The organism is Roseibium sp. LAB1 (genome assembly GCF_054658235.1).
Genome location: NZ_BAAGIB010000001.1, coordinates 1716871 through 1740370, shown reverse-complemented (window position 1 = coordinate 1740370; position 23500 = coordinate 1716871). Strand labels below are relative to the sequence as shown.

The 23500-nt window shown below is 60.1% G+C and carries 21 protein-coding genes and 4 pseudogenes; 13 read left to right on the top strand and 12 right to left on the bottom strand.

Annotated features, from left to right (window positions below):
• Nucleotides 1–562 precede the first annotated feature (562 nt).
• From ACYQ54_RS08180 to hutI, 5 genes are all read right to left on the bottom strand, one after another.
• Nucleotides 563–1660, bottom strand: coding sequence for a TRAP transporter substrate-binding protein (locus ACYQ54_RS08180; RefSeq protein ID WP_460080987.1), 1098 nt, complete (start codon nt 1658–1660; stop codon nt 563–565).
• Nucleotides 1661–1802: 142 nt separating this feature from the next.
• A complete protein-coding gene (gene hutU, locus ACYQ54_RS08175) occupies nt 1803–3485 on the bottom strand; it encodes a urocanate hydratase (protein ID WP_460080985.1) in 1683 nt (560 codons plus the stop codon).
• Nucleotides 3478–4305 carry an N-formylglutamate deformylase gene (gene hutG / locus ACYQ54_RS08170; RefSeq protein WP_460080984.1) on the bottom strand — a complete coding sequence of 276 codons (828 nt, stop codon included), beginning with the start codon at nt 4303–4305 and terminating at the stop codon, nt 3478–3480. The genes hutU and hutG overlap by 8 nt, the downstream gene beginning before the upstream one ends.
• Entirely contained in the window at nt 4292–5848 is a 1557-nt protein-coding gene (gene hutH / locus ACYQ54_RS08165) for a histidine ammonia-lyase (protein ID WP_460080982.1), read from the bottom strand. The genes hutG and hutH overlap by 14 nt, the downstream gene beginning before the upstream one ends.
• On the bottom strand, nt 5845–7056 hold the full coding sequence (gene hutI / locus ACYQ54_RS08160; RefSeq protein WP_460081709.1) for an imidazolonepropionase: 1212 nt from the start codon (nt 7054–7056) through the stop codon (nt 5845–5847). Before hutI ends, hutH begins: the two co-directional genes overlap by 4 nt.
• Before the next feature lie 74 nt (nt 7057–7130).
• Here hutI and ACYQ54_RS08155 point away from each other — a divergent pair, with 74 nt between their 5' ends.
• The 3 genes and pseudogenes from ACYQ54_RS08155 to ACYQ54_RS08145 form a co-directional block, all read left to right on the top strand.
• Complete coding sequence (locus ACYQ54_RS08155; RefSeq protein WP_460080981.1) at nt 7131–8510, top strand: formimidoylglutamate deiminase; 1380 nt, start codon at nt 7131–7133, stop codon at nt 8508–8510.
• A gap of 64 nt (nt 8511–8574) precedes the next feature.
• A complete protein-coding gene (locus ACYQ54_RS08150) occupies nt 8575–9276 on the top strand; it encodes a GntR family transcriptional regulator (protein ID WP_460080979.1) in 702 nt (233 codons plus the stop codon).
• Between the two features lie 391 nt (nt 9277–9667).
• Nucleotides 9668–10183 (top strand): annotated as a pseudogene (locus ACYQ54_RS08145) (IS6 family transposase); the annotation flags it as partial.
• On the opposite strand, the pseudogene ACYQ54_RS08140 reads toward ACYQ54_RS08145, so the two are convergent.
• A pseudogene (locus ACYQ54_RS08140) lies at nt 10162–10308 on the bottom strand (IS6 family transposase); the annotation flags it as partial. The pseudogenes ACYQ54_RS08145 and ACYQ54_RS08140 overlap by 22 nt on opposite strands.
• A 151-nt stretch (nt 10309–10459) precedes the next feature.
• Between ACYQ54_RS08140 and pncB the strand changes: the two are divergent.
• The 5 genes and pseudogenes from pncB to ACYQ54_RS08115 all read left to right on the top strand — a co-directional run bounded on the left by pncB (nt 10460) and on the right by ACYQ54_RS08115 (nt 14094).
• Nucleotides 10460–11752 carry a nicotinate phosphoribosyltransferase gene (gene pncB, locus ACYQ54_RS08135; RefSeq protein ID WP_460080978.1) on the top strand — a complete coding sequence of 431 codons (1293 nt, stop codon included), beginning with the start codon at nt 10460–10462 and terminating at the stop codon, nt 11750–11752.
• A gap of 38 nt (nt 11753–11790) precedes the next feature.
• Nucleotides 11791–12009, top strand: coding sequence for an IS66 family transposase (locus ACYQ54_RS08130; RefSeq protein ID WP_460080976.1), 219 nt, complete (start codon nt 11791–11793; stop codon nt 12007–12009).
• A pseudogene (locus ACYQ54_RS08125) lies at nt 11991–12101 on the top strand (phosphonate ABC transporter substrate-binding protein); the annotation flags it as partial. The gene ACYQ54_RS08130 and the pseudogene ACYQ54_RS08125, both read left to right, overlap by 19 nt.
• Before the next feature lie 283 nt (nt 12102–12384).
• Entirely contained in the window at nt 12385–12951 is a 567-nt protein-coding gene (locus ACYQ54_RS08120; protein WP_460080974.1) for an OsmC family protein, read from the top strand.
• A 111-nt stretch (nt 12952–13062) separates the two neighbouring features.
• On the top strand, nt 13063–14094 hold the full coding sequence (locus ACYQ54_RS08115) for an NAD(P)H-dependent flavin oxidoreductase (RefSeq protein WP_460080972.1): 1032 nt from the start codon (nt 13063–13065) through the stop codon (nt 14092–14094).
• A gap of 75 nt (nt 14095–14169) precedes the next feature.
• Here the strand turns inward: ACYQ54_RS08115 and ACYQ54_RS08110 are convergent, their stop codons facing one another.
• Nucleotides 14170–14871 carry a winged helix-turn-helix transcriptional regulator gene (locus tag ACYQ54_RS08110; protein WP_148633477.1) on the bottom strand — a complete coding sequence of 234 codons (702 nt, stop codon included), beginning with the start codon at nt 14869–14871 and terminating at the stop codon, nt 14170–14172.
• 144 nt (nt 14872–15015) lie between these two features.
• Here ACYQ54_RS08110 and ACYQ54_RS08105 point away from each other — a divergent pair, with 144 nt between their 5' ends.
• From ACYQ54_RS08105 to ACYQ54_RS08085, 5 genes and pseudogenes are all read left to right on the top strand, one after another.
• Nucleotides 15016–15576 (top strand): carboxymuconolactone decarboxylase family protein, encoded by a 561-nt coding sequence (locus ACYQ54_RS08105; RefSeq protein WP_460080968.1) that lies wholly within the window; start codon nt 15016–15018, stop codon nt 15574–15576.
• Nucleotides 15573–16808, top strand: coding sequence for an NAD(P)-binding domain-containing protein (locus tag ACYQ54_RS08100; RefSeq protein ID WP_460080966.1), 1236 nt, complete (start codon nt 15573–15575; stop codon nt 16806–16808). Before ACYQ54_RS08105 ends, ACYQ54_RS08100 begins: the two co-directional genes overlap by 4 nt.
• Before the next feature lie 16 nt (nt 16809–16824).
• A complete protein-coding gene (locus tag ACYQ54_RS08095; protein WP_460080965.1) occupies nt 16825–17355 on the top strand; it encodes a GFA family protein in 531 nt (176 codons plus the stop codon).
• A 186-nt stretch (nt 17356–17541) separates the two neighbouring features.
• Nucleotides 17542–18153: pseudogene (locus tag ACYQ54_RS08090) on the top strand (tyrosine-type recombinase/integrase).
• Between the two features lie 203 nt (nt 18154–18356).
• A complete protein-coding gene (locus ACYQ54_RS08085) occupies nt 18357–18950 on the top strand; it encodes a pyridoxamine 5'-phosphate oxidase family protein (protein ID WP_460080963.1) in 594 nt (197 codons plus the stop codon).
• 272 nt (nt 18951–19222) lie between these two features.
• On the opposite strand, the gene ACYQ54_RS08080 is transcribed toward ACYQ54_RS08085, so the two are convergent.
• The 5 genes from ACYQ54_RS08080 to ACYQ54_RS08060 all read right to left on the bottom strand — a co-directional run bounded on the left by ACYQ54_RS08080 (nt 19223) and on the right by ACYQ54_RS08060 (nt 23457).
• A complete protein-coding gene (locus ACYQ54_RS08080) occupies nt 19223–19975 on the bottom strand; it encodes an ABC transporter ATP-binding protein (RefSeq protein WP_460080961.1) in 753 nt (250 codons plus the stop codon).
• A gap of 20 nt (nt 19976–19995) precedes the next feature.
• Nucleotides 19996–21108 (bottom strand): succinylglutamate desuccinylase/aspartoacylase family protein, encoded by a 1113-nt coding sequence (locus ACYQ54_RS08075; protein ID WP_460080960.1) that lies wholly within the window; start codon nt 21106–21108, stop codon nt 19996–19998.
• Nucleotides 21101–21838 (bottom strand): ABC transporter permease, encoded by a 738-nt coding sequence (locus ACYQ54_RS08070; RefSeq protein WP_460080958.1) that lies wholly within the window; start codon nt 21836–21838, stop codon nt 21101–21103. The genes ACYQ54_RS08075 and ACYQ54_RS08070 overlap by 8 nt, the downstream gene beginning before the upstream one ends.
• On the bottom strand, nt 21835–22527 hold the full coding sequence (locus ACYQ54_RS08065) for an ABC transporter permease (RefSeq protein ID WP_460080956.1): 693 nt from the start codon (nt 22525–22527) through the stop codon (nt 21835–21837). Before ACYQ54_RS08065 ends, ACYQ54_RS08070 begins: the two co-directional genes overlap by 4 nt.
• 150 nt (nt 22528–22677) lie before the next feature.
• Nucleotides 22678–23457, bottom strand: coding sequence for a transporter substrate-binding domain-containing protein (locus tag ACYQ54_RS08060; protein ID WP_460080954.1), 780 nt, complete (start codon nt 23455–23457; stop codon nt 22678–22680).
• Nucleotides 23458–23500: the final 43 nt, after the last annotated feature.

Genomic DNA, 23500 nt, shown 5'->3' with positions numbered 1-23500 from the left:
TCTCGATCCGCTTGCGGCCCCGCTGCCGCCTGCGGGGTAAGGTGTCGAAGTCTCTGTTATTGTCATCCCCGCGAAGGCGGGGAACCAGTAACCGTTGACCCCGATGCTGAACACCGCTCGGCTGCGGTGTACTGGATCCCGGATCTGCGCTTCGCTCCGTCCGGGATGACAAGTGGAGGGGCTTTGCCGTTCCTTTTGTTATGAGACACCTGCGGTCCTGGAGGTATTGCAGACCATGACCCCGAAATTCATTCCGTATCCCTGAAGCAAATACAGACGCGGTGATGAAACGGAATGGCGCTCAGGGTCAAGCCATGAGGTGCGAATGGGCGCTGAAAATATCTGCTTTCAGCACTCGTTTGTCACAAGACCTGATCCCGCCCTGTGCCCCATCCTGAGGAAGCGCGAAGCGCTGTCGCGAAGGATCGGCCACGCGTGCCGGAACAAGGTGACGATCTGTCAGACAGGCCACTGGTTCCCCTCAGGCGAAAGACAGGGATGATGAAACGCCGCCACATCGGGGAAAGCACGTTTCCCCGATGTGGGTGTGACGAGTGCCCGATCAGTCGTACTTGTAGTCGAGCATGCGCGCGTTCATCTGGCCGTTGTCGGCGTAGGGCATATACTCGCGCATCAGCTTGCGGTAGGCGAGGAAGCTTTCCGTGATGCGTTGCACCAGTTCGTCTTCGTCCGCACGCAGGTCGGCGATGACTTCGCCGGCGGCATTGCCCATGGCGACAATGACGTCGTCCGGCAGCTTTCTCACCATCACACCGTGATCATTGACCAACTGGGTCAGCGCCTGGGCATGCTTGGTGTTGTATTCCGTCAGAACGTCGTTGTAGAGGCTGGCGCAGGCACGCTGCACGGCTTCCTTCAGGTCGTCCGGCAGGGCGTTGTAGGCTTCCAGGTTGACGGCACATTCTTCTGCCGAAGACGGCTCGCCAACACCCGGCCAATAGTAGTTCTTGGCGATCTGGTAGTAGCCGAGCGCGCTGTCGGTCCACGGTCCGATGAACTCGCCGGCATCGAGTGCGCCGGACTGAAGCGCCTGGAACATGGCCGGGCCGCTCATGGCCTGAACCGCCATGCCGAGCTTGGAGCACATTTCCGAAGCCAGACCGGTGGAGCGGAACTTCATGCCCTTCAGGTCGTCGACGCTTTTGATCTCTTCGCGGAACCAGCCGGCCCACTGCGGTCCGGAGTTGCCGCACAGGAACGGCTTCAGGTTGAAGCGGGCGTAGATCTCGTCATAGAGCGCCTGGCCACCACCGTGGATCATCCAGCCGGCCTGTTCCGGAGCAGTCAGACCGAACGGCTGGGAACCGAACAGCAGAATGCCCTTGGACTTGGAGCCCCAATAGGCGGGAACCGCATGGTATAGCTCGGCGGTGCCCTGACCGACAGCATCGAACACGCCGTTGCCCGGAACGATTTCTCCGGCTGCAAAGAGTTTCACCTCGATGCGGCCGCCGGACAATGCGGTGATGCGGTCTGCCAGCATCTGGGCGGCGACGCCCGGACCCGGCAGGTTCTTCGGCCATGCGGTGACCATGCGCCACTGGTGCACATCCTGCGCAATGGCAGGTGCGGCCAGGGTGGAGGCCGCAACGGCGGCCGTGCCGGTGGCGCCGGCTTTCAGAAAATCACGTCTCTTCATGGTATTACCCCTCAGTCAAAGGAATGGATCGGAGTGTCCCGCCGTGCTTGATTGTTTCCCCAAGATCAACCTGCTTTCATGTTGGACCATGAAAGCAGAAAGTTGATTGCATTATAGTTGCCGGGTCATCTTTCTGCGTCCATCAGGACGCGGGACGACCCAGAATAGCCGGCAGGTTAAGCCCCTGTTCTTTCGCGCAGTCGAGCGCGATCTCATAGCCGGCATCCGCGTGACGCATCACGCCGGTTGCCGGATCGTTCCAAAGCACCCGGCCGATACGCCGGTCGGCATCTTCCGTGCCGTCGCAGCAGATGACCATACCCGAGTGCTGGGAAAAGCCCATGCCGACGCCGCCGCCGTGGTGGAGCGACACCCAGGTCGCACCGGACGCGGTGTTGAGCAGGGCGTTCAGTAGCGGCCAGTCGGACACGGCGTCGGAGCCGTCCTTCATGGCTTCGGTCTCGCGGTTGGGCGAAGCGACCGAGCCGCTGTCGAGGTGATCTCGGCCGATCACGATCGGGGCTTTCAGTTCGCCGTTGCGGACCATTTCGTTGAAGGCAAGGCCCAGGCGGTGGCGCTGGCCGAGGCCGACCCAGCAGATGCGTGCCGGCAGGCCCTGGAAGGCAATACGCTCGCGCGCCATGTCCAGCCAGTTGTGCAGGTGTTGATCGTCCGCGATGAGTTCCTTCACCTTGGCGTCGGTCTTGTAGATGTCCTCCGGATCGCCGGAAAGCGCGCACCAGCGGAACGGGCCGATGCCGCGGCAGAACAGCGGGCGGATGTAGGCCGGAACGAAGCCCGGGAAGGCGAAGGCGTTTTCCAGACCTTCTTCCTTGGCCACCTGGCGGATGTTGTTCCCGTAATCGAGAGTCGGCACACCCATGTTCCAGAAATCGACCATGGCAGCGACATGCACCTTCATGGAGGCACGCGCGGCCTTTTCGACGGCCTTCGGATCGGTCTCGGCCTTGGCGCGCCATTCGGCGACGGTCCAGCCCTGCGGCAGGTAGCCGTTGACCGGGTCGTGGGCGGAGGTCTGGTCGGTGACGATGTCCGGCTTCACGCCGCGATTGACCAGTTCGGAGAACACATCGGCGGCGTTGCCGATCAGGGCGACGGACTTGGCTTCACCCGCCTTGGTCCAGCGGTCGATCAACGCCAGGGCCTCGTCGAGGGAATGGGTCTTTTCATCGACGTAGCGGGTGCGCAGACGGAAGTCGGCGCTCTTCTCGTCGCACTCGACCGCAAGGCAGCAGGCCCCTGCCATGACGGCGGCAAGCGGCTGGGCACCGCCCATGCCGCCGAGGCCGCCGGTCAGGATCCAGCGGCCCTTCAGGTTGCCTTCATAGTGCTGACGGCCGGCTTCCATGAAGGTTTCATAAGTGCCCTGCACGATGCCCTGGGTGCCGATATAGATCCAGGACCCGGCGGTCATCTGGCCGTACATGGCCAGGCCCTTTTTATCCAGCTCGTGGAAATGGTCCCAGTTGGCCCAGTTCGGCACCAGGTTGGAATTGGCTATCAGAACGCGCGGAGCGTCCTTGTGGGTCTTGAAGACACCGACCGGCTTGCCGGATTGCACCAGCAGCGTCTCGTCTTCCTCAAGGGTCTTGAGGCTTGCGACGATACGGTCGAAATCGTCCCATGTGCGTGCGGCGCGGCCGATGCCGCCGTAGACGACCAGCTCATGCGGGTTTTCCGCCACATCCGGATGAAGGTTGTTCATCAGCATGCGCAGCGGGGCTTCGGTCAGCCAGGACTTGGTGTTGAGCTCGGTGCCGGTGGGCGGGAATACGTCGCGGGCGTTGTGGCGGCGATCAGTCATTGTTCGCTCCCTGGGTGTTGTTCTGGAATAAGGTTGGCGCAAGGGTTTCCAGTGCGCTCAGGATTTCTTTGAGATGGACCCGAAGCTGTTCGGCCTTGGCCTCGTCATAGGCAAAGGGCGTGTCTTCGGTGGCAAGATGGGTCTTCTGGGCGAGCTCCATCTGGATGGCGTGAAAGCCTTCGGCCGGCCGGCCGTAGTGCCGTGTCGTCCAGCCCCCCTTGAAGCGGCCGTTGAGGATCGACGTGTAGCCTTCCGCTGCTTTCGTGCAGCCGACGACGGCGGCTTCGATCGCGCTGGCGCAGGTCGTGCCGTTGTTGGTGCCCGTGTTGAAGTCGGGCAGCGTGCCCTCGAACAGGAACGGTACAACCGAGCGGATCGAGTGGCAGTCATAGAGAATGGCGACGCCGTGTTTTTCCCGCACCCGTTCCAGTTCCGCCAGAAGGGCGGCATGGTACGGGGCGTGCCAGGCAAGCCGCCGCGCTTCGATGTCGTCCGTCTCCGGTTCCATGCCGGGCTGGTAAAGGGGGCGTCCGTCGAAATCGGTTGTCGGGCAAAGGGTCGTGGTGTTCTGGCCCGGATAAAGGCTGACGCCTTCCGGATCGCGATTGGCGTCGATCACGTAGCGATGGAAGTTGGCCTTCACCATGGTCGCGCCGGGCAGAAGATCGGAATAAAGCCGGTCCACATGCCAGTCGGTGTCGGCCAGCTTCAGGCCGATGTCGTTGAAGCGGGCCTTGATGTCCTCCGGCACGAAGGTGCCTGCGTGGGGCACGCCGAGAACGACCGGGCCGTCTCCGCGAATGACGTCAACCGGCTGCATGAGCGTCTCCCAGCGTGATCATGTGGTCGGCCGATACCGTGGACATTAGCTTGCGGCTGCGGATCAGGGTGGCCGCTGTTTCCAGATCCGGTGCCATGTAGCGGTCCTTTTCCAGCGGGGGGACGACGCCACGAAGAGCGCTCATCACCGTTTGAAGGGATGCGCTGGTCTTCAGCGGGGCGCGATGCTCGATGCCTTCGGCGGCACACAGAAGTTCCACACCCAGGATCTGGCTGAGGTTGGCGTTCATGCGGGCAAGGCGGCGGGCGCCGTGGGCCGCCATGGAGACATGGTCTTCCTGGTTGGCGCTGGTCGGGGTGGAGTCCGTCGAGCACGGATTGGCGAGATGCTTGTTCTCGCTCATCAGGGCGGCGGTGGTCACTTCCGCGATCATCATGCCCGAGTTCAGACCCGGATCCTTGGCGAGGAACGGCGGCAGGTCGAAAGACAGCGTCGGGTCGACCATCAGTGCGACGCGGCGCTGGGAAATCGCGCCGAGTTCGGCAATGGCCAGCGCAATCTGGTCGGCGGCAAAGGCAACAGGCTCGGCGTGGAAGTTGCCGCCGGACACGATCCGGTCGGCATCGATCAGCACCAGCGGGTTGTCGGTCGCCGCATTGGCCTCGACCTCCAGCGTGCGGGCCGCCATGCGCAGAAGATCGACACAGGCACCAGCCACCTGGGGCTGGCAGCGGATGCAGTAGGGATCCTGCACACGGGTGTCACCTTCGCGGTGGCTTTCGCGGATCTCCGAGCCGTCCATGATCGCGCGCATGGCCCTTGCCACTTCGATCTGACCGCGATGGCCGCGCAGTTCGTGGATTTCCGGCAGAAGCGGCGCGGTCGAGCCCATGATGGCGTCGGTGGAAAGGCTTGCCGTCATCAGGGTCGCTTCGGCCAGACGCCAGGCGTCGAACAGACCGGTGAGCGCACAGGCGGTCGAGAACTGCGTGCCGTTGATCAGGCCAAGGCCTTCCTTGGGGCCGAGTACCACCGGTTTAAGACCAGCTTTGGCAAGAGCTTCGCCGCCGGGCATCCGGGTGCCGCCGTAGTCGGCTTCGCCTTCACCGATCAGGACGGCGGTCATGTGGGCCAGAGGGGCAAGGTCGCCGGAGGCGCCGACAGACCCTTGCGAGGGCACCATCGGCGTGACGTTCTTTTCCAGGCACGCCTCGATCAGCTTCATCACTTCAAAGCGGACACCGGACGCGCCACGGCCGAGCGAGAGCAGCTTCAGCACCATCATCAGGCGGGTGGTGGTCTTGTCGAGCGGTTCGCCGACACCGCAGCAATGGGAGAGGATCAGGTTCCTCTGCAGGGTTGCCGTGTCTTCCGGGGCGATCTTGACGCTGGCCAGCTTGCCGAAACCGGTGTTGACGCCGTAGACCGCGTCGCCGCCCTGTGCAGCCTTGGCGACGCGTTCGGATGCAAGGTTGATTGCAGCTTCCGCCGCCCGGTCGATGCGCACCGGCAGCTCTTCGCGGTAGATGCGTTCCAGATCCGCCAGGGTCACGGAGCCCGGTGTCAGGGTGAGGGCGCTCATTCAGAGCCTCCGAATATGCGTTTGAAGAGGGAGTTGAAGCCGATCCGGTAGGAAAGTTCCGCCGGGTGGGTGACGTTCCACACGGCGAGATCCGCCCGCTTGCCGGGTGCCAGCGTGCCCTGATCATCGAGACCGAGCGCTTTGGCGGCTTCGCGGGTGACACCGGCCAGTGCTTCTTCCGGTGTCATGCGGAACAAGGTGCAGCCCATGTTCATGGTCAGAAGCAGTGAGGCGAGCGGCGAGGAGCCCGGATTGCAGTCGGTGGCAAGGGCGACGGGCACCTTGTGTTTGCGCAGGAGATCCAGTGGCGGGTACTGCGTTTCGCGCAAGGTGTAGAACGCGCCTGGCAGCAACACGGCGACGGACCCGCTTTCGGCCATCGCCTTGACGCCGGCTTCATCCAGATATTCCAGATGGTCGGCGGAAAGCGCGCCATAGGAGGCGGCCAGCGCCGCGCCGTTCAGGTTGGACAGCTGCTCTGCGTGCAGCTTCACCGGCAGGCCAATCTCTTTTGCCTTGTCGAACACCTTGCCGATCTGTTCCGGCGAGAAGGCAATGCCTTCGCAAAAGCCGTCGACCGCATCCACCAGACCTTCGGCGTGGGCGGCTTCCAGCGCCGGCAGGCAGACCCTTTCCAGATAGGTATCGGCCTTGTCCTTGTATTCGGCCGGAATGGCATGGGCGCCCAGAAAGCTGGTCTTGACGGTGATCGGGCGCAGCTTGCCGATCTTGCGGGCGGTGCGCAGCATGCGCAGCTCCGTTTCCCGGTCGAGGCCATAGCCTGACTTGATCTCGATGGCGGTGACGCCCTCGGCAATCAGCGCATCCACACGCGGCAGGGCAGCTTCCAGCAGCTGCTTTTCGCTGGCTGCGCGCGTTGCCTTGACCGTGGAAACGATGCCGCCACCGGCGCGGGCAACTTCCTCGTATGAAGCACCTTCAAGGCGCATTTCGAATTCACGTGCCCGGTCGCCGCCGAAAACAACATGGGTATGACAGTCGATCAGGCCAGGGGTCACCAGCCGTCCGCCGAGATCATCCGCGCTGAGCGACGCATAGTGAGAGGGCAGCTCCTCGACCTTGCCGATCCACGCAATCCGGCCCCCTTCGATCACCAGCGCACCGTCCTCAATCAGGCCGTATGGCTCTCCGTTTGCGGTGAGCGTTGCCAGCTTGGCGTTTGTGAGGAGGCGTTTCAGCACGTCCATCTCCGGCTTGATTAGATTGCGATATAAGATAATATGCATGCACATATTAAGGTGTCAACGGAGGAATAGGCGACATGTCGACAGTTTCGGGCGCGACGGTTTTTGCGGAAAAGGCGCTACTGGCCGATGGCTGGGCGAAAAATGTCGCTGTCTCGATTGGGTCGGACGGCCGGATCGCCTCCGTTGAACGCGGTGCGGCCGCTCAGGACGCGCGTGTTGGCATTCTTCTGCCGGCGCCGGTCAATCTGCACAGCCATGCCTTTCAGCGGGCGATGGCCGGCATGAGCGAGCGGCGCGGCAGCGAAAACCGCGACAGTTTCTGGACCTGGCGCCAGATCATGTTCCGCTTCCTGGATGCTCTGACGCCGGACGATGTGGAGGCGATTGCCGCCTTCGTGCAGATGGAAATGCTGGAGGCAGGCTATGCCGCCGTTGGCGAGTTCCACTATCTGCATCACCAGCCGGGCGGTGCGCCCTACGCCAACCTGGCGGAAATGTCGGACCGCATCATGGCGGCCGCTTCCGATACCGGCATCGGCCTCACGCATCTGCCGGTTCATTATCAGTTCGGCGGTTGCGACGGGCGCCCGTTGGCGGCCGGGCAGATCCGCTTCGGCAATGATTTCGACCGCTTCCAGAAGCTGCACGAGCTTGCGTCCCAGGCGCTCAAATCCCTGCCGGATGACGCGGTCATCGGCGTTGCGCCGCATTCGCTTCGGGCGGTGGACGCAGACAGCCTGAAGAACGCCGTTTCCCTTGCCAGCGGCAATCCGCTGCACATGCATCTTGCCGAACAGATCCCGGAAGTGGACGAGGTTCTGGCGGCCACGGGGCAGCGCCCGGTGGAGTGGCTGCTCGCCAACCACGCGGTGTCCGAAAACTGGTGCCTGATCCACTGCACGCAGATGACCTCTCAGGAAACTGCAGGCCTTGCTGCGACCGGCGCCGTTGCGGGCTTGTGTCCGATCACGGAATCCAGCCTTGGCGACGGCATCTTCGATGGTGTCGATTATCTGGCGGCGGGCGGGCGCTTCGGTGTTGGCTCGGATTCCAACATTCGCATTGCGCTGTCCGAGGAGCTGCGCACGCTGGAATATTCCCAGCGGCTGCGCGACACCTGCCGGGCTTCGGTCGCCACGAAGGAAAAATCCACCGGGCGGGTGCTGTTCGACGGCGTGGTTGCCGGCGGTGCGCAGGCGGCGGGTCGTGCGGCGGGCAGGATAGCGGAAGGCGCGCTTGCCGATCTTGTTGCGCTGGATGGCACGGCCATCGATCTGGAGGGCCGGGAAGGTGATGAAATTCTGGATGCCTGGATCTTTGCCGGTGACGACCGGATGGTCACGGAGGTCTGGTCGGCCGGCCGGCATGTTGTTTCCGGCGGAAACCATGTAAAAGGCAACGCCATCCGCGCGAAATACCGGGCGACCATGGCCTCGTTGCGCGCCAGACTCTGAAATGGGCTCTGAAAAAGGGCTCTGAAAAACGGCTTTGAAGAACGACTTGAACGGGTAAGACGACTTGACGCTGGCGGACACAAATTCCTGGACGGGCATTCGCGAAGAGCTTCTTCGCCGGATCCATGACCGGGTCTGGCAGCCGGGGGAGCAGATCCCCCATGAGGCCGATCTTGCCGAAGAGTTCGGCTGCGCCCGCACCACCGTCAACCGTGCTCTCCGGGACTTGGCCGAAAGCGGGCTTGTGGTGCGCAAGCGCCGGGCGGGAACGCGTGTTGCGCTCAACCCGCCCCAGCGCGCGACGCTCACCATTCCGATCCTGCGCGAGGAAGTCGAAGCCCTCGGCCGCATCTACCGGCACAGCCTTCTGGAAAAGGATTTCCGGCCCCTGCCGCCGATGCTGCACGGTGCGTTCCAGGTGAGCCTTGGCGAGGATGTCCTGTTCCTGAAGACGCTGCATTTTGCCGATGACCGGCCCTATGCCTTCGAGGAACGCTACATCAACCTGGAAGCAGCCCCCGCGGCCCGCGAAATGACGTTCGAGGACGTCAGCGCCAACGAATGGCTGGTGCACAACGCGCCCTATAGCCACGGCGACATTTCCTTCTTCGCCGTCAACGCCGACAAGACCCTGTCCCGCAAACTGGATGCCGCCACGGGCGCGGCCCTCTTCGCCATGGAACGCATCACCTGGACCGGCCCCCTGCCCATCACCCACGTCCGCCTCATCTTCGCGCCGGGTTACCGGATGCGGACGGAGATTTGAGGGGGAGGGGGGCGTTCTCTCGAGCTATGGGCCGTTGTTGAGTCGGCTGGTTTGGGGAGCGGAAGGTGAATGAGGAATTTTTCCGCACAGTTGTTGAAGCGGACACTCAAATAGAGCTAGGTCACTCTAGTTTTCGGCCCGGAGCGGACATACAACGTCTATTGCTTCAACGGCTCCTTCGCGGACAAAGTCGACGGAAGTTGATGCACTGGTTAAGCAATGGATGTTTTTGTGCGGAGCAACGTCTGGGATGTTCGTAGAGCATGAGTTCTGACACTTCGCAGGCAAATGAAGCGCAGAACCGCTATCCAAATCAAGCTTCTAAGTGTCGCTGCCACTTCCGGGATATTGCCAACTTGTTGCTCACGCTTGGGCTTAGTAGATCGCTTTGATGTTTGAAACTCTTGATTTGCCACGCCATACGGGCTTCCGCTTTCCCAGATCGATCATTTCCTATGCGGTTTGGGTGTATCACCGGTTAGCGTTGAGTACGGCGGATGTTGAAGACCTCCTGGCGGAGCGGGGCATTGGTGTCAGCCGGGAAACGATCCGCAAATGGGTGAACCGGTCTGGCCGGCAATTCGCACGCTGCGTTCGCCGGGACCGGCCAAAGCCAAACAGTAAATATCATTTGGATGAGGCCGTGATCGTCATTGGCAGTGTGAAATACTGGCTCTGGCGGGCAATTGACGGCGATGGAGACGTTCTCGACATCCTGGTTCAATCCCGCCGAAATGCCAAGGCGGCCAGGCGTTTCTTTGGCGCGCTGGTGACACAATTCGAGGAAACCAGGGCCGTGGTGACTGACAAGCTGCGCAGCTACACCAAGCCCGTTCAGACCCTTGCTCCAAATACCGATCATCGCGCTCACAAAGGGCTAAACAGGAACATTTCCTCCAGATCCCGATAGCTCAGCGGATACCGCAAGTACCAGGACACTGCCTGGATGATCAGCCAGGCCTCAAACTGTCTATCTTTGAAGTCATCCGTCGATTGGCGTTTCAGTTTTTCAACGATGGCAGTGAGAATCATGACGCAGAACTCCAAATTCAGGAGCGCTCTTTCAACAGTCAAATCTCAAGGCGTGGTCAACACGACAATCTTTGCGACAGGCCCCTAAGGGCTTGCAATCCGGGTTCCTCTCCTACCTTATGCTCGCCATTACAGGAGGAAAGCCAGGGACATGGTCGATATTGCTACCCGCGTCTATAATCACAAATGGAAGATCGATCCGATCGTCCGGTCCCTTATAGACACGGACTTCTACAAACTCCTGATGTGTCAGTCGGTGTTCCGAAACAAGCCGGACACCAAAGTGACATTTTCCCTGATCAACCGCTCCAGGTCCGTCCGCCTGGCCGAGATGGTCGATGAAGGCGAACTGCGCGAGCAACTCGACCATGTACGCTCGCTCTCCCTCAGCCGGGGCGAGAGCACCTGGATGCGCGGCAACATGTTTTACGGCAAGCGGCAGATGTTCCGTTCCGACTTCATGGAATGGTTCGAGAACCTGCGCCTGCCTCCCTACCATCTGGAAAAGCGGGACGGACAGTACGAACTGACGTTCGAAGGCGCCTGGCCGGAAGTGATGCTCTGGGAAATCCCGGCCCTCGCGATCCTTATGGAACTGCGCTCGCGCGCCGTGCTCAATTCCATGAAGAGGTTTGAACTTCAGATCCTCTATGCCCAGGCCATGGCCAAGCTCTGGGAAAAGATCAAGCGCCTGCAACCGCTCGAAGGTCTCAAGATTGCCGACTTCGGCACCCGCAGGCGGCACTCCTACCTGTGGCAGGACTGGTGCGTTCAGGCGATGATCGAAGGCCTTGGCAAAAAGTTCACCGGCACGTCCAATTGCCACATCGCCATGCAGCGCGATCTGGAGGCAGTCGGCACCAATGCCCACGAGCTCCCGATGATCTATTCTGCCCTCGCAATGACGGACGAGAAACTCGCCGCCGCCCCCTACGATGTGCTGCGAGACTGGCACGAGGAGCATGAAGGCAACCTGCGCATCATTTTGCCGGATACTTATGGCACCAAAGGATTTCTCGAGCGTGCGCCAGACTGGCTGACCAGCTGGACGGGCATCCGTATCGACTCCGGCGACCCTGCACAGGGAGCAGAAACGGCGATCGACTGGTGGCGCTCACGCGGCGAGGACCCAACTCAGAAGCTCGTCATCTTTTCCGATGGGCTGGACACGGACAAGATCATCGAGCTGCACAAGCAGTTCCAGGGCCGCGTCCGGACGTCCTTTGGCTGGGGAACGCTGCTGACGAACGATTTTCGCGGCCTCACCACCGACGACGCCCTCGCCCCTTTTTCCCTGGTGTGCAAGGCGGTTTCCGCGAACGGCCGCCCGACAGTCAAGCTCAGCGACAACCCGAACAAGGCCATGGGCCCGGACGACCAGATCGAACGCTACAAGCGCGTCTTCGATGTCGGTACGCAAAAGGCAGTGGAAGTCGTCGTCTGACGAGTTACCGGACATACGCAATTTGGACCTGTCACGGTTTGACGCGGATATCGGGAAAATCACCGCTGGCCGTGGCGATCCGCTATGCACTCAGCCGCCTGCCGAAAGCCCGACCGGACCCAGGCAACGGGCATCAGGAACTGGACAACAATTGCGTGGAGCGGGCAATGAAACCGATTGCCCTTGGACGAAAAAACTATCTCTTCATGGGCTCAGAAGGCGGTGGCAAATCAGCGGCTACGGCCACCGAAATGTAATCGGCGCCGTCGCATTAGGTCTCGTGCAATCGGGAAGTGTCGATGGCTACGATTGGGAAGTCATGCGGGAGATCGAACCTGAACTGGTGTCGAATCCGGCCCAAAGCCGACATTCAATCGCTTATACGTTGCTGCGACGCAACTCGCCAAAGCCGACCTTCGTTGCCTCTGCAAAGACGATTGTCTGCCAGATGCCGGCAATGCGGACTATTTAGCCATTCACGTGAGTGTGCCGTATGACCGCGCCCGGTGAACTACCAATTGTGTAGTGATTTGCTTTCGAGCGTGAAGTATCTCGCGATCTGCCAAGTCTCTAGAAGTCACCTCATAGCGCGGAAATCAGTCAGCGCAGGACGCTTTAATGAGGACATTACGATGACGACACAGACTCACAACGGAACCGCATCAAACGGCATCAATACTGAGGCTCTTATCGGGGCACGGGTTGCCTTTGCCGAGATGCCCGAAGCCGCATCTTTTACGTTTCGCAGCATCTGCGACTGGGTTGCCGGTTCCGAAAGCCGGAATACGATCAACGGTTACTTCGGGCTGGGCCAGGACCACGAACGCAAACAGACCTTCACCATCAGTTCGGATCATCCGGAAGTTTTCGCTGCCCCCGACACGGCCCCGACACCTCCCGAAATTGTCCTGTCGGCTCTCGCAAGCTGTCTGACCGGCGGCGTCGCTGCAGTTGCACAACACCGGGGCATTCAGTTACGCAAGGTGCGAGCCCGCGTCGAAGGTGACATGGACATGCGTGGAATTCTGGGCATGGACCCGGAAATTCGCAATGGCTTCAGCGCGGTACGTGTCACATTTGAAATCGAGGCGGATGCCAGCGATGACGATATTCGTGCCTTGATCGCCCAATCACAAAAAAGGTCGGCAGTTTTCGATCTGATGACCAACCCGACCAACGTCCATGTGGCGGTGGCCTAGCTCCGGGCACAAAAGGACAGCGAGCGTCGCGCGCCTTGCGTCGACCACCTTCATTGGTGCCGGCGATGCCGGGCTCGCGGTGCAATGCGTGCGGCGAGATTGGAGAGTGTCATGATGCCCACACGGCCCAGCGAACGATTCATCACAGGCTTTACAAAGCTTGTCGGCGTGGAGCACCCAATCGCCCTGGCCCCCATGGGCGGTGTGGTTGAAAGTGATCTGGCAGCAGCCGTCGGCAATGCGGGCGGCTATCCAATCATGCCGCTATCATGGAGCGGGCAAGACATCATCGCGACCGAACTTCAAAGCCTGAGTGCAAAGACGAACGCCCCCTTCGCCGTTAATCTTTGCCTTGACATGCCACAAGACGCGCGGCTGGAGCTTTGCCTTTCCTACAAGCCGAATGCCGTGCACTTCTTCTGGGGTGACGCGGCCCCATACGTGAGCCGGGTCCATGCACATGGCGCGCTGGTGATCCAGACCGTTTCGGATTCTGAAGAGGCAAAGCGGGCTGTCGCAGCCGGAGTGGATGCGCTGGTCGCACAAGGCTGGGAGGCTGGCGGGCATGTGCGCAGTACCATCGCGACAATGTCGCTGGTTCCTGCCGTGGTAGACGTTGCGGGGTCCGTACCCGTGTTGGCTGCGGGTGGTATATCGGACGGGCGTGGGCTGGCGGCGGCCTTGTGTCTTGGGGCAAGCGGCGTCGTGCTGGGTACGCGGTTTCTGGCAACCCCGGAAAGTGCGGCCCACGAGGATTACATCGCGCACCTCATTGCGGCCGATCACGGCGATACGCTGGTTGAAACAGACCTTTACAATGTTGGCTGGCCAAACGCACAGCACCGCGTTTTGCGCAATGCACTAGCGGACCGTTGGCTGGCAGAGGGGCGCCCGGACAACACGTCAAGACATCGCGCGGGCGAGACAGTCGCACAACGCGGCGAGGCAAGGATCCGTACGTATCAATCCACGACCCCACACCGCGAGATGACGGGAGAGATTGAGACCATGTCCATGTGGGCGGGTCAAAGCGTCGGCTTGGTAAATACGATCGAGCCCGCCGGTGCTATCGTTGAGCGCGTGACGCATGAGGCGCGAACGATCCTCAGATCAATCTCTTTGGATTCCGCATCTAGGGTGTAGCCGTTTCCATGTCCTGCGGATTTAACCGGACTGGTCCTCCTCACACCATTTCGTCTTCCTTTATGAGACCCCACCCTAGCTTTCCGCAAGGATTTCCTCGGCATTGGGCAGGCTGGCGAAAATACAATCCGATAGCCAGTGCGAGATGTTCCGCGTCAGGGCAACAGGCCCGATGATCTCCATCGCGCCTGATGCCTTGGCGGCTTTGTAACTTGTGCGCCCCAACCAGGCATCCGCCATCGCGCGAACCCTGGTTTTGACAAAGACATCGACATCCAACCCCGGGTCGGTCGTGCAGACATCCACATTTTCACCTTCCGCCGTGATCCACCATTTCGGCTGCTCGGGGAAATCCGTAAACTGAAACAGCACGACAGTTTTACCGCCAGGCAGGTTTTCCGTTACAACGCTGCGCTGAAGGTAAAGCATCAGCAGTTCAACGTCATAGTCGGCATCGCTCATGAAGGCCTTGGACCATTCCATGCCCCAGCTGCCAAGCGCCAGCAAAATAGGCTGAAGCTGTTTGCAGCTGGATGTCGGTATATATTCGTGACCTCTTCCGCCCTGTATCCGGCGCTTATAGACAAGGTCATACTGTTCCAGCGTGGCCAATCTGCGGGTCAGCAGCGTTGGCGAAATGGACCCCAGCCCCCGTTGAAGCTCCGAGAACCGGGTGCTGCCCATCAACAGTTCCCGTATGATCAGCAACGTCCATTTTTCACCGAGAATTTCGGTTGATTTGGCGATGGGGCACCACTGGCCATAGCTGTGGGACATAGAGCCAACTCCAGAATGTGTAGCGACCTACATCAATTCCTATAGTGAGTTGCTCCAACCTGTAAAGCATCCGGCAAAAGAAATGGCAGGTATCTCTGCTGGCATGATGTGGCCCATTGGCGGGCCCTGAAGCGGAGAAACCCCATGACTTTACCAATCCACACCATTGAAACAGCGGCTCCCCAAGCCCGTCCAATCTTCGATGCAATTGCCCAGGCGCGCGGCTTTGTACCCAATGTCTACGCCGTCTACGGCGCACATCCCGAGGCGATGACAGGCTTTGCCGGGCTCACTGGCGCGTTCGGGGCCAGCAGCCTGACGCCTGCCGAACGCGAGGTGATCCAACTGGCGGTCAGCGTTGCCAATCAGTGTCGGTATTGCGTTGCAGGCCACACGGCCTTTGCCGCCGAGGCGGGGCTGGAAAAGGCCCATGTCCAGGCGATGCGGAATGGCCAGGACCCCGATGATGATCGGCTTGGCGCTCTGGCACGGTTCGCCCGGAAGCTGGCAACGGATCGCGGACGTAACTCACTGGCAGAGCATGCAGCGTTTCTGGCAGCAGGCTATGCCCCCGAACAGGCGCTGGAGGTCATCATTGGCGTGGCGAACAAGACCCTCAGCAATATGACGGCCAACCTCCTGAATTTGCCGTTGGACGCCGAATTCGCGCCCTTTGCCTGGTCTCCATTGGAGGATGCGGCATGAAACATATACCCACACTTATCATTGGTGCCGGGCAGGCTGGCCTTGCCATGAGCCACTGTCTGACCGAGCGGTCAGAGCAGCATGTCGTGCTTGAACGCGGCGAAGTTGGCAATTCGTGGGCGCACGAGCGGTGGGATAACCTCGCCATGCAATCACCCAACTGGCAAAGCCGGCTGCCAGGCTATTGCTACGACGGCCCCGATCCGCATGGGTATATGACCATGCCCGAGGTTCTGGCCTACCTGAAGTCCTACGCCGTACAATCTGCCGCGCCGGTAGAGGCTGGCGTAACTGTCACCTCCGTCACACGGAGCAACGCTCAGTTTGTCGTGACGACGGACAAGGGTGTCTGGCACGCCGCAAATGTGGTTATCGCAACCGGGGCCTGCAATCGTCCTGCTGTTCCGGTGTTTGCGAAGGAGGTTCCCCGTGACATCACACAAATATCGCCCCTGTCCTATCGCAACCCTTCGGAATTGCCCGCAGGCGGTGTCCTCGTCGTTGGGGCATCTGCAACAGGTGTGCAGCTTGCCGCGGAGATCCGTGCGTCCGGCCGCCCGGTCATCCTTGCGACTGGCAACCACATCCGCATGCCACGGCACTACCTTGGCCATGACATCGCCTGGCTGATGGAGCAATCCGGGCTCTTCTCAACCACTCTTGACAACATTGATGACATCACGCGTGCCCGCTCACTGCCGTCGCTGCAACTCGTTGGTGACCGCTTGCGGCGCTTCCTCGACCTCAACGCGTTGCAAGGCATGGGGGTCGAGATCGCCGGTCGGCTGGTCGGGTGCCATGAGGGGACGCTCCAGTTTTCAGGCGCACTGGCGAATGCGATAGCGCTCTCTGACCTCAAGATGAACCGGGCCCTGTCGGTGATCGACGCCTGGGCACAGCAGAGCGGTCTGACCTTTACGGAGGCGCCACGTCGCTTTGCACCAACATTGGTGCCGGACATGCCACGCCTCACCTTGCCTCTTGCACGTGGCACGATCTCCACCATCGTCTGGGCTTCGGGCTTTCAGCCCGACATGTCGTGGTTGCACTTGCCACTCTTTGACGAAAAGGGACGGCTTCAGCACCGGGGCGGCATCGTGGCACCCGGTCTCTACGTGCTGGGGCTGCCGTTCCTGCGCACCCGAAAATCCACCTTCCTCGGCGGTGTTGGCGACGATGCCCGCGTTCTCGCAAAGCATATTTCCGAAACCCGAGGCCGAATGGCCGCCTGATCTGACCGAGGTTTCCATGACACAACAACGCAATTCAAGGATCGATGCAGACGCCACCCGGCGGATGTCGCTGCCCTGCGAAGGCGGATGCACCTGTGGAAGCGTCCGCTATCGCCTTCTGGCCACACCCCTCATCATCCATGGGTGCCATTGCAGCCTGTGCCAGCGGCAGACAGGCAGCGCATTTGCGATCAACGCACTTGTGGAGGCCGAAAACGTGGAGGTTCTGTCAGGCGATATAGATATGCTCAAGGTGATGACGCCGAGCGGGCTGGGGCAGACAATCACCCGCTGTACCAACTGCCACGTTGCCGTCTGGAGTTATTATCACAAGCATGAGCTGAATGAACGGATCCGATTTCTCAGGGTCGGGACCCTGGATGACCCTACGGCGTTTCCGCCAGACGTCCATATTTACACATCGACCAAGCTGCCCTGGCTGTCCCTGCCCAAAGGTGTCCCGGCGGTTGCCAGGTATTACAAGGTGAATGAGACATTCTCGCGTGATAGCCTCGCACGGAGAGCGAAGCTTTTGGAAACTGGATGAACCAATCGTCCTGATCAATGCCAAAGCAGACTTTCCTAGCACCACAAGTATTCGGTAGATTTGGGTTCGGATCTGTAGTTGCCAGCTTCATTAAAAGCGGAATATCATAGCTTGCTCAAATGTCGCGAGTGTTGCGGTGGGTAGGAGTGGTTCGGAGGAACCGCTATGTCTGCTTTAAACTTGCCGATGGTGGTGCCCGCCAAGAAGGCATGGAACCACGGTCGCATTATCGGTCAGAAGAGGCCTCTGCTCCCAAAGCATGTCTGGGCGATCCGTGTTCGCCTCGAACTGGCCGGCGCCGTCCGTGATCTGGCGCTTTTCAATATGGCAGTCGATAGCAAACTGCGTGGCTGCGATCTGGTCCGACTGAAAGTCGCAGACGTCTTCTCGGCAGGCGCAGTCAAGGAACGGACTTCGATCTTGCAGAGTAAGACGAAATCGCCGGTGCGTTTCGAAATCACTGACGGCACACGAAAGGCCCTGATGGAGTGGATCAGCAATCCGGAGATGATCGGCCACTAGTACCTCTGGCCCGGCCGTTTCCATGATCGCCCGCATATATCGACGCGGCAATACGCTCGTCTTTTGAAGGACTGGGTGTGCTCGATCGGCTTGGAACCGAGCGCGTATGGCACGCACTCCATGAGACGTACGAAGGTCGCCCAAATTTATAAAAAGACCGGTAACCTTCGAGCGGTTCAGCTTCTTCTCGGCCACACGAAGATGGACAGCACCGTCCGATACCTCGGCGTGGAACTCGAAGACGCGCTAACGATCTCTGAAGGCGTAGAGATATGATGAAAGGGCCGGTGGCAACACCGGCCCGGAGCTGCCGTTAGTAGGTCAAGTTGCATGCTGCGGTGCGTCCGGTCATACCGGCCAATCGCTGCGGCTGCGTTGTCTGCGCCTTTGCCAAGGCTCACTGTACGGACGAAACCGCCGTTCGATTTTCTTGGCCCTCGCTGATATTTTGCCTTTTGGTCACGCAGAAAGGAACAGGGATGGCACCTCAATCAACCAGCATGTTTCACCAAGGCCACCGCGAACTACAGGACAAGTTCGACGGTCGCCGAATGGCGGATGCATTGGAAAAGCACCGGCGGTTTGACGAGTTCCGTGAGCAAGATGTGAGCTTTATCGAAAATGCCGAGTTCTTTTTTATCGCCACCGCACACGCACAAAGTGTCGACTGTTCCTTTCGGGGTGGCGCACCAGGGTTTGTGCGTGTCACCGGACCAGCACGATTGGAATGGGCGGATTTTGACGGTAACTCCATGTACCGTAGTCTCGGAAATGTTCTGAAGTCACCGCGAATTGGACTACTGTTCATTGAATTTGGGGCGCAACCCAAACGTTTGCGCGTCAATGGCAAATGTACTCTGGTGGATGGCCCGACCCGCGAAGGCCACAAGCTGACCGTTCAAGTCGACGCCGACGAAATATTTCCAAACTGTCCACGCTACATCCCCAATTTGACCAAAGCTGCTGCCTCCACATTCATCCCGGACGAGACCGGGGCCAGCGCCAAACCAGACTGGAAAAACGCCGAGGACTTGCGCGAGGCGCTTCCGAAAAACGACCCGCACCGTGAATAGCTGAGGTTCGGTCAAAGTTGTTTGGTTTATTGAGGCTCTGAGTTCGGAGCAGACTTGCGGCGGTGCAGGGTGCCTATCCTGATCTTGGTGCGTGCCTGGTGGACACAATCGGACCGGAGCTGTCATAGAGCGCCGTCTCGATCAATGGCAGCAATGCGTCCCCATTTCGGTCGTTCCAAGGTGTCAGGCGATCTCCCAAAAGCTGTCGTCCAGCTAATGCTCAGTTTCCAGATATGCGCCCAATTTGATGCTGGCGTGAACGATGTTTGTTTTCATTGCGCAAACAAGAACGCTTGCAAACGCTCGGTTTGAGGGTTGGCCAGGATGTCGTCCGGATGTCCTTCTTCTGCGATCACACCCTGGTTAAGAAAAATCACCTTGCTGGAAACATCCCTTGCGAACTTCATTTCGTGGGTGACGACGATCATGGTGCGGCCCTCTTCCGCGAGGCTGCGCATGACACGCAGGACTTCTCCCACGAGTTCGGGATCGAGCGCGCTCGTCGGTTCGTCGAACAACATGAGTTCAGGCTCCATCGCAAGCGCACGGGCAATCGCAACGCGCTGCTGCTCGCCACCGGACAGGAAACCGGGATAGGCGTCCTTTCGATGCGAGACACCGACCTTGGCAAGATAATGCTCTGCCTGCTCCGCGGCTTGCGCGCGGCTGTGGCCGAGAACACGCATCGGCCCCAGCATGACATTCTGTTTGGCCGTCATGTGTGACCAGAGATTAAACTGCTGGAACACCATCGTGACCCTCGCCCGATAGGCCTGCAGTTCTGACCGATCGGCCATGATCTGGTTGCCCGACCGGTCGCGCTCGCACTTCAGCTCGACGCCGGCCAGCGAAATCGTGCCCTCCGTCGGACGTTCCAGGAAGTTCAGGCAGCGCAGGAACGTGCTTTTTCCCGAACCGGAAGAGCCGATCATCGAGATGACGTCGCCCTTGTTCGCTTCCAGGCTAAGCCCCTTCAGCACCTCATGCGCACCGAAACGCTTGCGGATGTTTGTTGCTTTCAACATTGCGTCAAAACTCCAGTTGGTTACGGGCTCAGCAGAGGGCCTTGCCGGAAAGGTGTGGTGCCGGCAATCTTTCCGAGCCGCTTGCCCACTTCCGCAATGCGTGTTGCCGGCCGCGCATAGAAGACCCCGGCCGTGCTTGCCTTCACGGGTGTGACCTTGCCTGTTTCAAGGTCGGTGATTTCGGCGATTGTTTCACCGGCAGCGACACGTGATCCAAGTCCTGTGACGTAGGAGAGGAGCCCACTTGCCGGCGCGACAAGCGCTTCAGACCCTGCAAGGGGTGTCGGGTCACAGGCCCTCTCGGGGACTTCTGCGGTACCGTCGAGCACGCCCAGATGCGTCAGATACTGCAGGAGACTGTCGGCATCGCGAGATGCCAAAGACCGGCACACTTCCGCCCTTCCACGAAGTTCCACCGTGCAGGTCGCACAACCCGTCGGGATGGGCAGGTCAGGGTGCCGTCTTGCAAGCTCCTGCCAGGGCTTGACCAGCGCCTCGTCGAATGGGTCTCCGCCGGAAACATCAGCGATTAGAACGGCGCGGCATTGCAGGAACGAGGCAAGCGGCAGGATTGTCTCCGAAGATGCCGGCTGGGTGTAAAGATGAACCTCAGCCTCACCGTCGCAGTGAAGATCAAGAACCACGTCGGCCTCAAGAGCCGCCTTCAGCAGGTGTCTGCGCAGACGACCGGACGGCGTTCTGGCATCGCTCCGATCAACGGCCGTCCGAAGTGCTGAGCGTATCAGCGCCGCGTTCTGCCCGGCATCAGGTCCAAGCTCTCCTTCAACTTCTCTGGCGACTTCCGCTGCGAGGTCTGGATAGTCACGGTTGAAGTTGCGGCCGTCATAGAGATCGAACCGGCCCGTCTGGTCGCCGTTTACGAACTGGTTCAAGCCCAAGGGATTTGCAAACGGGACAATCGTCACGCAGCCTTTTATCGAACCTGCGTCTTCATCTTCCTGCAGCCTGTCAGCCAGCAGGCGCGCAGCGAGCATGCCCGGTCCTTCATCGGCGTGCAGACCGCTTTGAACGTGAACATGCGGCCGGGCACCGGGATTGCCGAAGGTCAGCACGGTCAATTCATGGGTCGTCCCGGCCCCGTAGCCTGGAATGGCGATCGTATTCTTAAGCATGTATGGGAGCTGTGTTCGTCAGTTTCTGCGCCGACATGCTGGATGCCGGATCGAGGTGTTTCAGATAATGTCTTTCGAGGGCACGGAACCCGGTCGTCAGAATGAGTGTCAGTCCGAGGTAGAAGACCGCAGCCATGCCGAAGCTTTCCGGGATGACGAGATAGTTTGTGTAGACATCCCGGGCGACCCTCAGGATTTCGACAATGGTTACCGTGCTGGCAAGCGCGGTGGCGTGCATCATCTGCACGATCTCGTTGCCGTATTGCGGCAACGCCCGCCTCCAGGCACCGGGCCAGAAAACATCCCGGAAGACCTGCCAGTTGCTCAGACCGATCGCCCGCGCAGCTTCGAGCTCTCCCGAGGGTGTCGTTTTGATGGCCCCAGCAAAAATCTCGGTCGTATAGGCGGTCGTATTCAGGGTGAAGGCAAGCCAGGCGCAAAACCAGGGCTCCCGGAACAGGAACCATAGACTGCTGTCACGGACCATCTCGAACTGGGGAAGTCCGTAGTAGATGACGAAGAGCTGCACCAGCAGCGGCGTCCCGCGAAACACATAGGTAAAAGCGAAGACCGGCGCCCTCAGCCACGTCCGCGAGGAGGCCCGCGCAACGGATAGCGGGACGGAGAGAACAAGGCCACTTGCCGACGAAATCAGCAAAAGGGCGATTGTGATCTGCAGACCGCCCCAAAAATCAGGCAGTGTGTCCCGGACAATGTCCCAGTTGATCATCGGACGGCTTCCTCTTTTCGAACGCCGCGCGACACCCACCGGTCGACGACGGCCAGGGCAGCGATCGACGCCGTGGTGACGGCAAGATAGATGAGACCGATCAACGCGTAGAAGGTGAAGGGTTCGCGGGTCGCGGCGGAGGCGAGCGATGCCCGGTGGACCATGTCATCGAGACCGATGATGGACACGAGCGCGGTCGCCTTCAGCATGACGAGCCAATTGTTGGTGAAGCCTGGAAGGGCGTGACGGATCATCTGTGGCAGCACTATGTGCCACAGGACCTGAAGGGGACTCAGGCCGTAAGCCTGGCCAGCTTCGATCTGACTTTTCGGTATGGCAAGGATGGCTCCGCGAAAGGTCTCGGTAAGATAGGCGCCGAAAATAAACCCGAGTGTCAGGGTACCGGCAGCGAAGGCGTTGACGTCGACATATCCCCACCCTTGCGCCTCTGTCAGGCGATTGAGAAGCACCTGACCGCCGTAGAAGACAACGAGCATCAGCAGGAGATCCGGCAAGGACCGGACCACGGTCGTATAACTCGTTGCAATGGCTCTCAGGACAGGCGAACCGGACAGTTTTGCGCTGGCGCCGGCCAGACCAAAGACACTGGCGAAGGCCAGCGAGACACTCGCGACGGACAAGGTGACCTTGAGCCCGTCCAGAATCATCGGTAGATAACCGTTGAACATTTTCCCTTTTCCTTCGCGGCGTCCTGCGGATTACCAAATGGCGTTCGGATCCTCGTGGACCTGCAGCCGGCATTCGGGCATTGGCGGCGGAGGTCCAGTCGCGTCCGGCTGGGAAAGCCGGTCGCGACTGGACTGCTTCATGAGGTTGGATTACTGGCGGGCTGACCGCGGCGTGATGTCGAAGTCGAAATATTTGCCGGCCATTTCGTCGTAGGAACCATCCGCCATCATGGCGGCAAGCGCGGCATTCACCTTTTCCCGAAGGTCCGCCTCGCCCTTGCGCAGCGCGATCCCAACGCCGCCATCGACACTGTCAGTCAGGAAAAGGGTTTCCCCGACTTGCGCGAACCCATCGCCCTCGGGCTGTTTCAGGAAGGATTCTGCGGATACCACGGAAGAGCCGAAGGCAATGTCGCCGCGTCCGGCGGCAAGCTCCAGATAGACAGCAGTCTCCTTGTCGACGGCAAGGACAGGATTGTCCGGATAGGCCTGCTTCAGGTATTCGGCACGCGGGCTGTTGCGAAGAACGATGATTTTCTTTCCGGCGATCTGGTCGGGGGCATAGCCTTCAAAAGCGCCTGCCTTCGCGATGAACCGTGAGGGAACATCGTAATAAGGGTCGGAGAAATCAACGACTTCCTTGCGCTTGTCGGTGATCGACATCGACGCGACGATCATGTCGAACTTCTTGGCATTCAGAGCCGGGATCATGCCGTCCCACTCCTGCTGCACCATTTCGCATTTCATCTTCATCTTTTCGCATAGCCCATTGGCGATATCGATATCGAAGCCGGACAGCGTACCGTCAGCAGAAACCTTGCTGAAGGGCGGATAGTTGCCTTCTACGCCGACGCGAATGACGTCCTGGGCGAAGGATGCGCTCGTGGTAATCAATGTTGCTGCTAGGAAAGCGGCGATCTTTCGGTACATGATGGTTCCTCTCTGGTGCCGGTTGGCCTGGCTTGATATGAAA

Bases quoted from the DNA above. Each gene is read 5' to 3' on its own strand.
- ACYQ54_RS08180 (WP_460080987.1), bottom strand. From the start codon at position 1,660: ATGAAGAGACGTGATTTTCTGAAAGCCGGCGCCACCGGCACGGCCGCC.
- hutU (WP_460080985.1), bottom strand. From the start codon at position 3,485: ATGACTGATCGCCGCCACAACGCCCGCGACGTATTCCCGCCCACCGGC.
- hutG (WP_460080984.1), bottom strand. From the start codon at position 4,305: ATGCAGCCGGTTGACGTCATTCGCGGAGACGGCCCGGTCGTTCTCGGC.
- hutH (WP_460080982.1), bottom strand. From the start codon at position 5,848: ATGAGCGCCCTCACCCTGACACCGGGCTCCGTGACCCTGGCGGATCTG.
- hutI (WP_460081709.1), bottom strand. From the start codon at position 7,056: ATGGACGTGCTGAAACGCCTCCTCACAAACGCCAAGCTGGCAACGCTC.
- ACYQ54_RS08155 (WP_460080981.1), top strand. From the start codon at position 7,131: ATGTCGACAGTTTCGGGCGCGACGGTTTTTGCGGAAAAGGCGCTACTG.
- pncB (WP_460080978.1), top strand. From the start codon at position 10,460: ATGGTCGATATTGCTACCCGCGTCTATAATCACAAATGGAAGATCGAT.
- ACYQ54_RS08120 (WP_460080974.1), top strand. From the start codon at position 12,385: ATGACGACACAGACTCACAACGGAACCGCATCAAACGGCATCAATACT.
- ACYQ54_RS08115 (WP_460080972.1), top strand. From the start codon at position 13,063: ATGATGCCCACACGGCCCAGCGAACGATTCATCACAGGCTTTACAAAG.
- ACYQ54_RS08110 (WP_148633477.1), bottom strand. From the start codon at position 14,871: ATGTCCCACAGCTATGGCCAGTGGTGCCCCATCGCCAAATCAACCGAA.
- ACYQ54_RS08105 (WP_460080968.1), top strand. From the start codon at position 15,016: ATGACTTTACCAATCCACACCATTGAAACAGCGGCTCCCCAAGCCCGT.
- ACYQ54_RS08100 (WP_460080966.1), top strand. From the start codon at position 15,573: ATGAAACATATACCCACACTTATCATTGGTGCCGGGCAGGCTGGCCTT.
- ACYQ54_RS08095 (WP_460080965.1), top strand. From the start codon at position 16,825: ATGACACAACAACGCAATTCAAGGATCGATGCAGACGCCACCCGGCGG.
- ACYQ54_RS08085 (WP_460080963.1), top strand. From the start codon at position 18,357: ATGGCACCTCAATCAACCAGCATGTTTCACCAAGGCCACCGCGAACTA.
- ACYQ54_RS08080 (WP_460080961.1), bottom strand. From the start codon at position 19,975: ATGTTGAAAGCAACAAACATCCGCAAGCGTTTCGGTGCGCATGAGGTG.
- ACYQ54_RS08075 (WP_460080960.1), bottom strand. From the start codon at position 21,108: ATGCTTAAGAATACGATCGCCATTCCAGGCTACGGGGCCGGGACGACC.
- ACYQ54_RS08070 (WP_460080958.1), bottom strand. From the start codon at position 21,838: ATGATCAACTGGGACATTGTCCGGGACACACTGCCTGATTTTTGGGGC.
- ACYQ54_RS08065 (WP_460080956.1), bottom strand. From the start codon at position 22,527: ATGTTCAACGGTTATCTACCGATGATTCTGGACGGGCTCAAGGTCACC.
- ACYQ54_RS08060 (WP_460080954.1), bottom strand. From the start codon at position 23,457: ATGTACCGAAAGATCGCCGCTTTCCTAGCAGCAACATTGATTACCACG.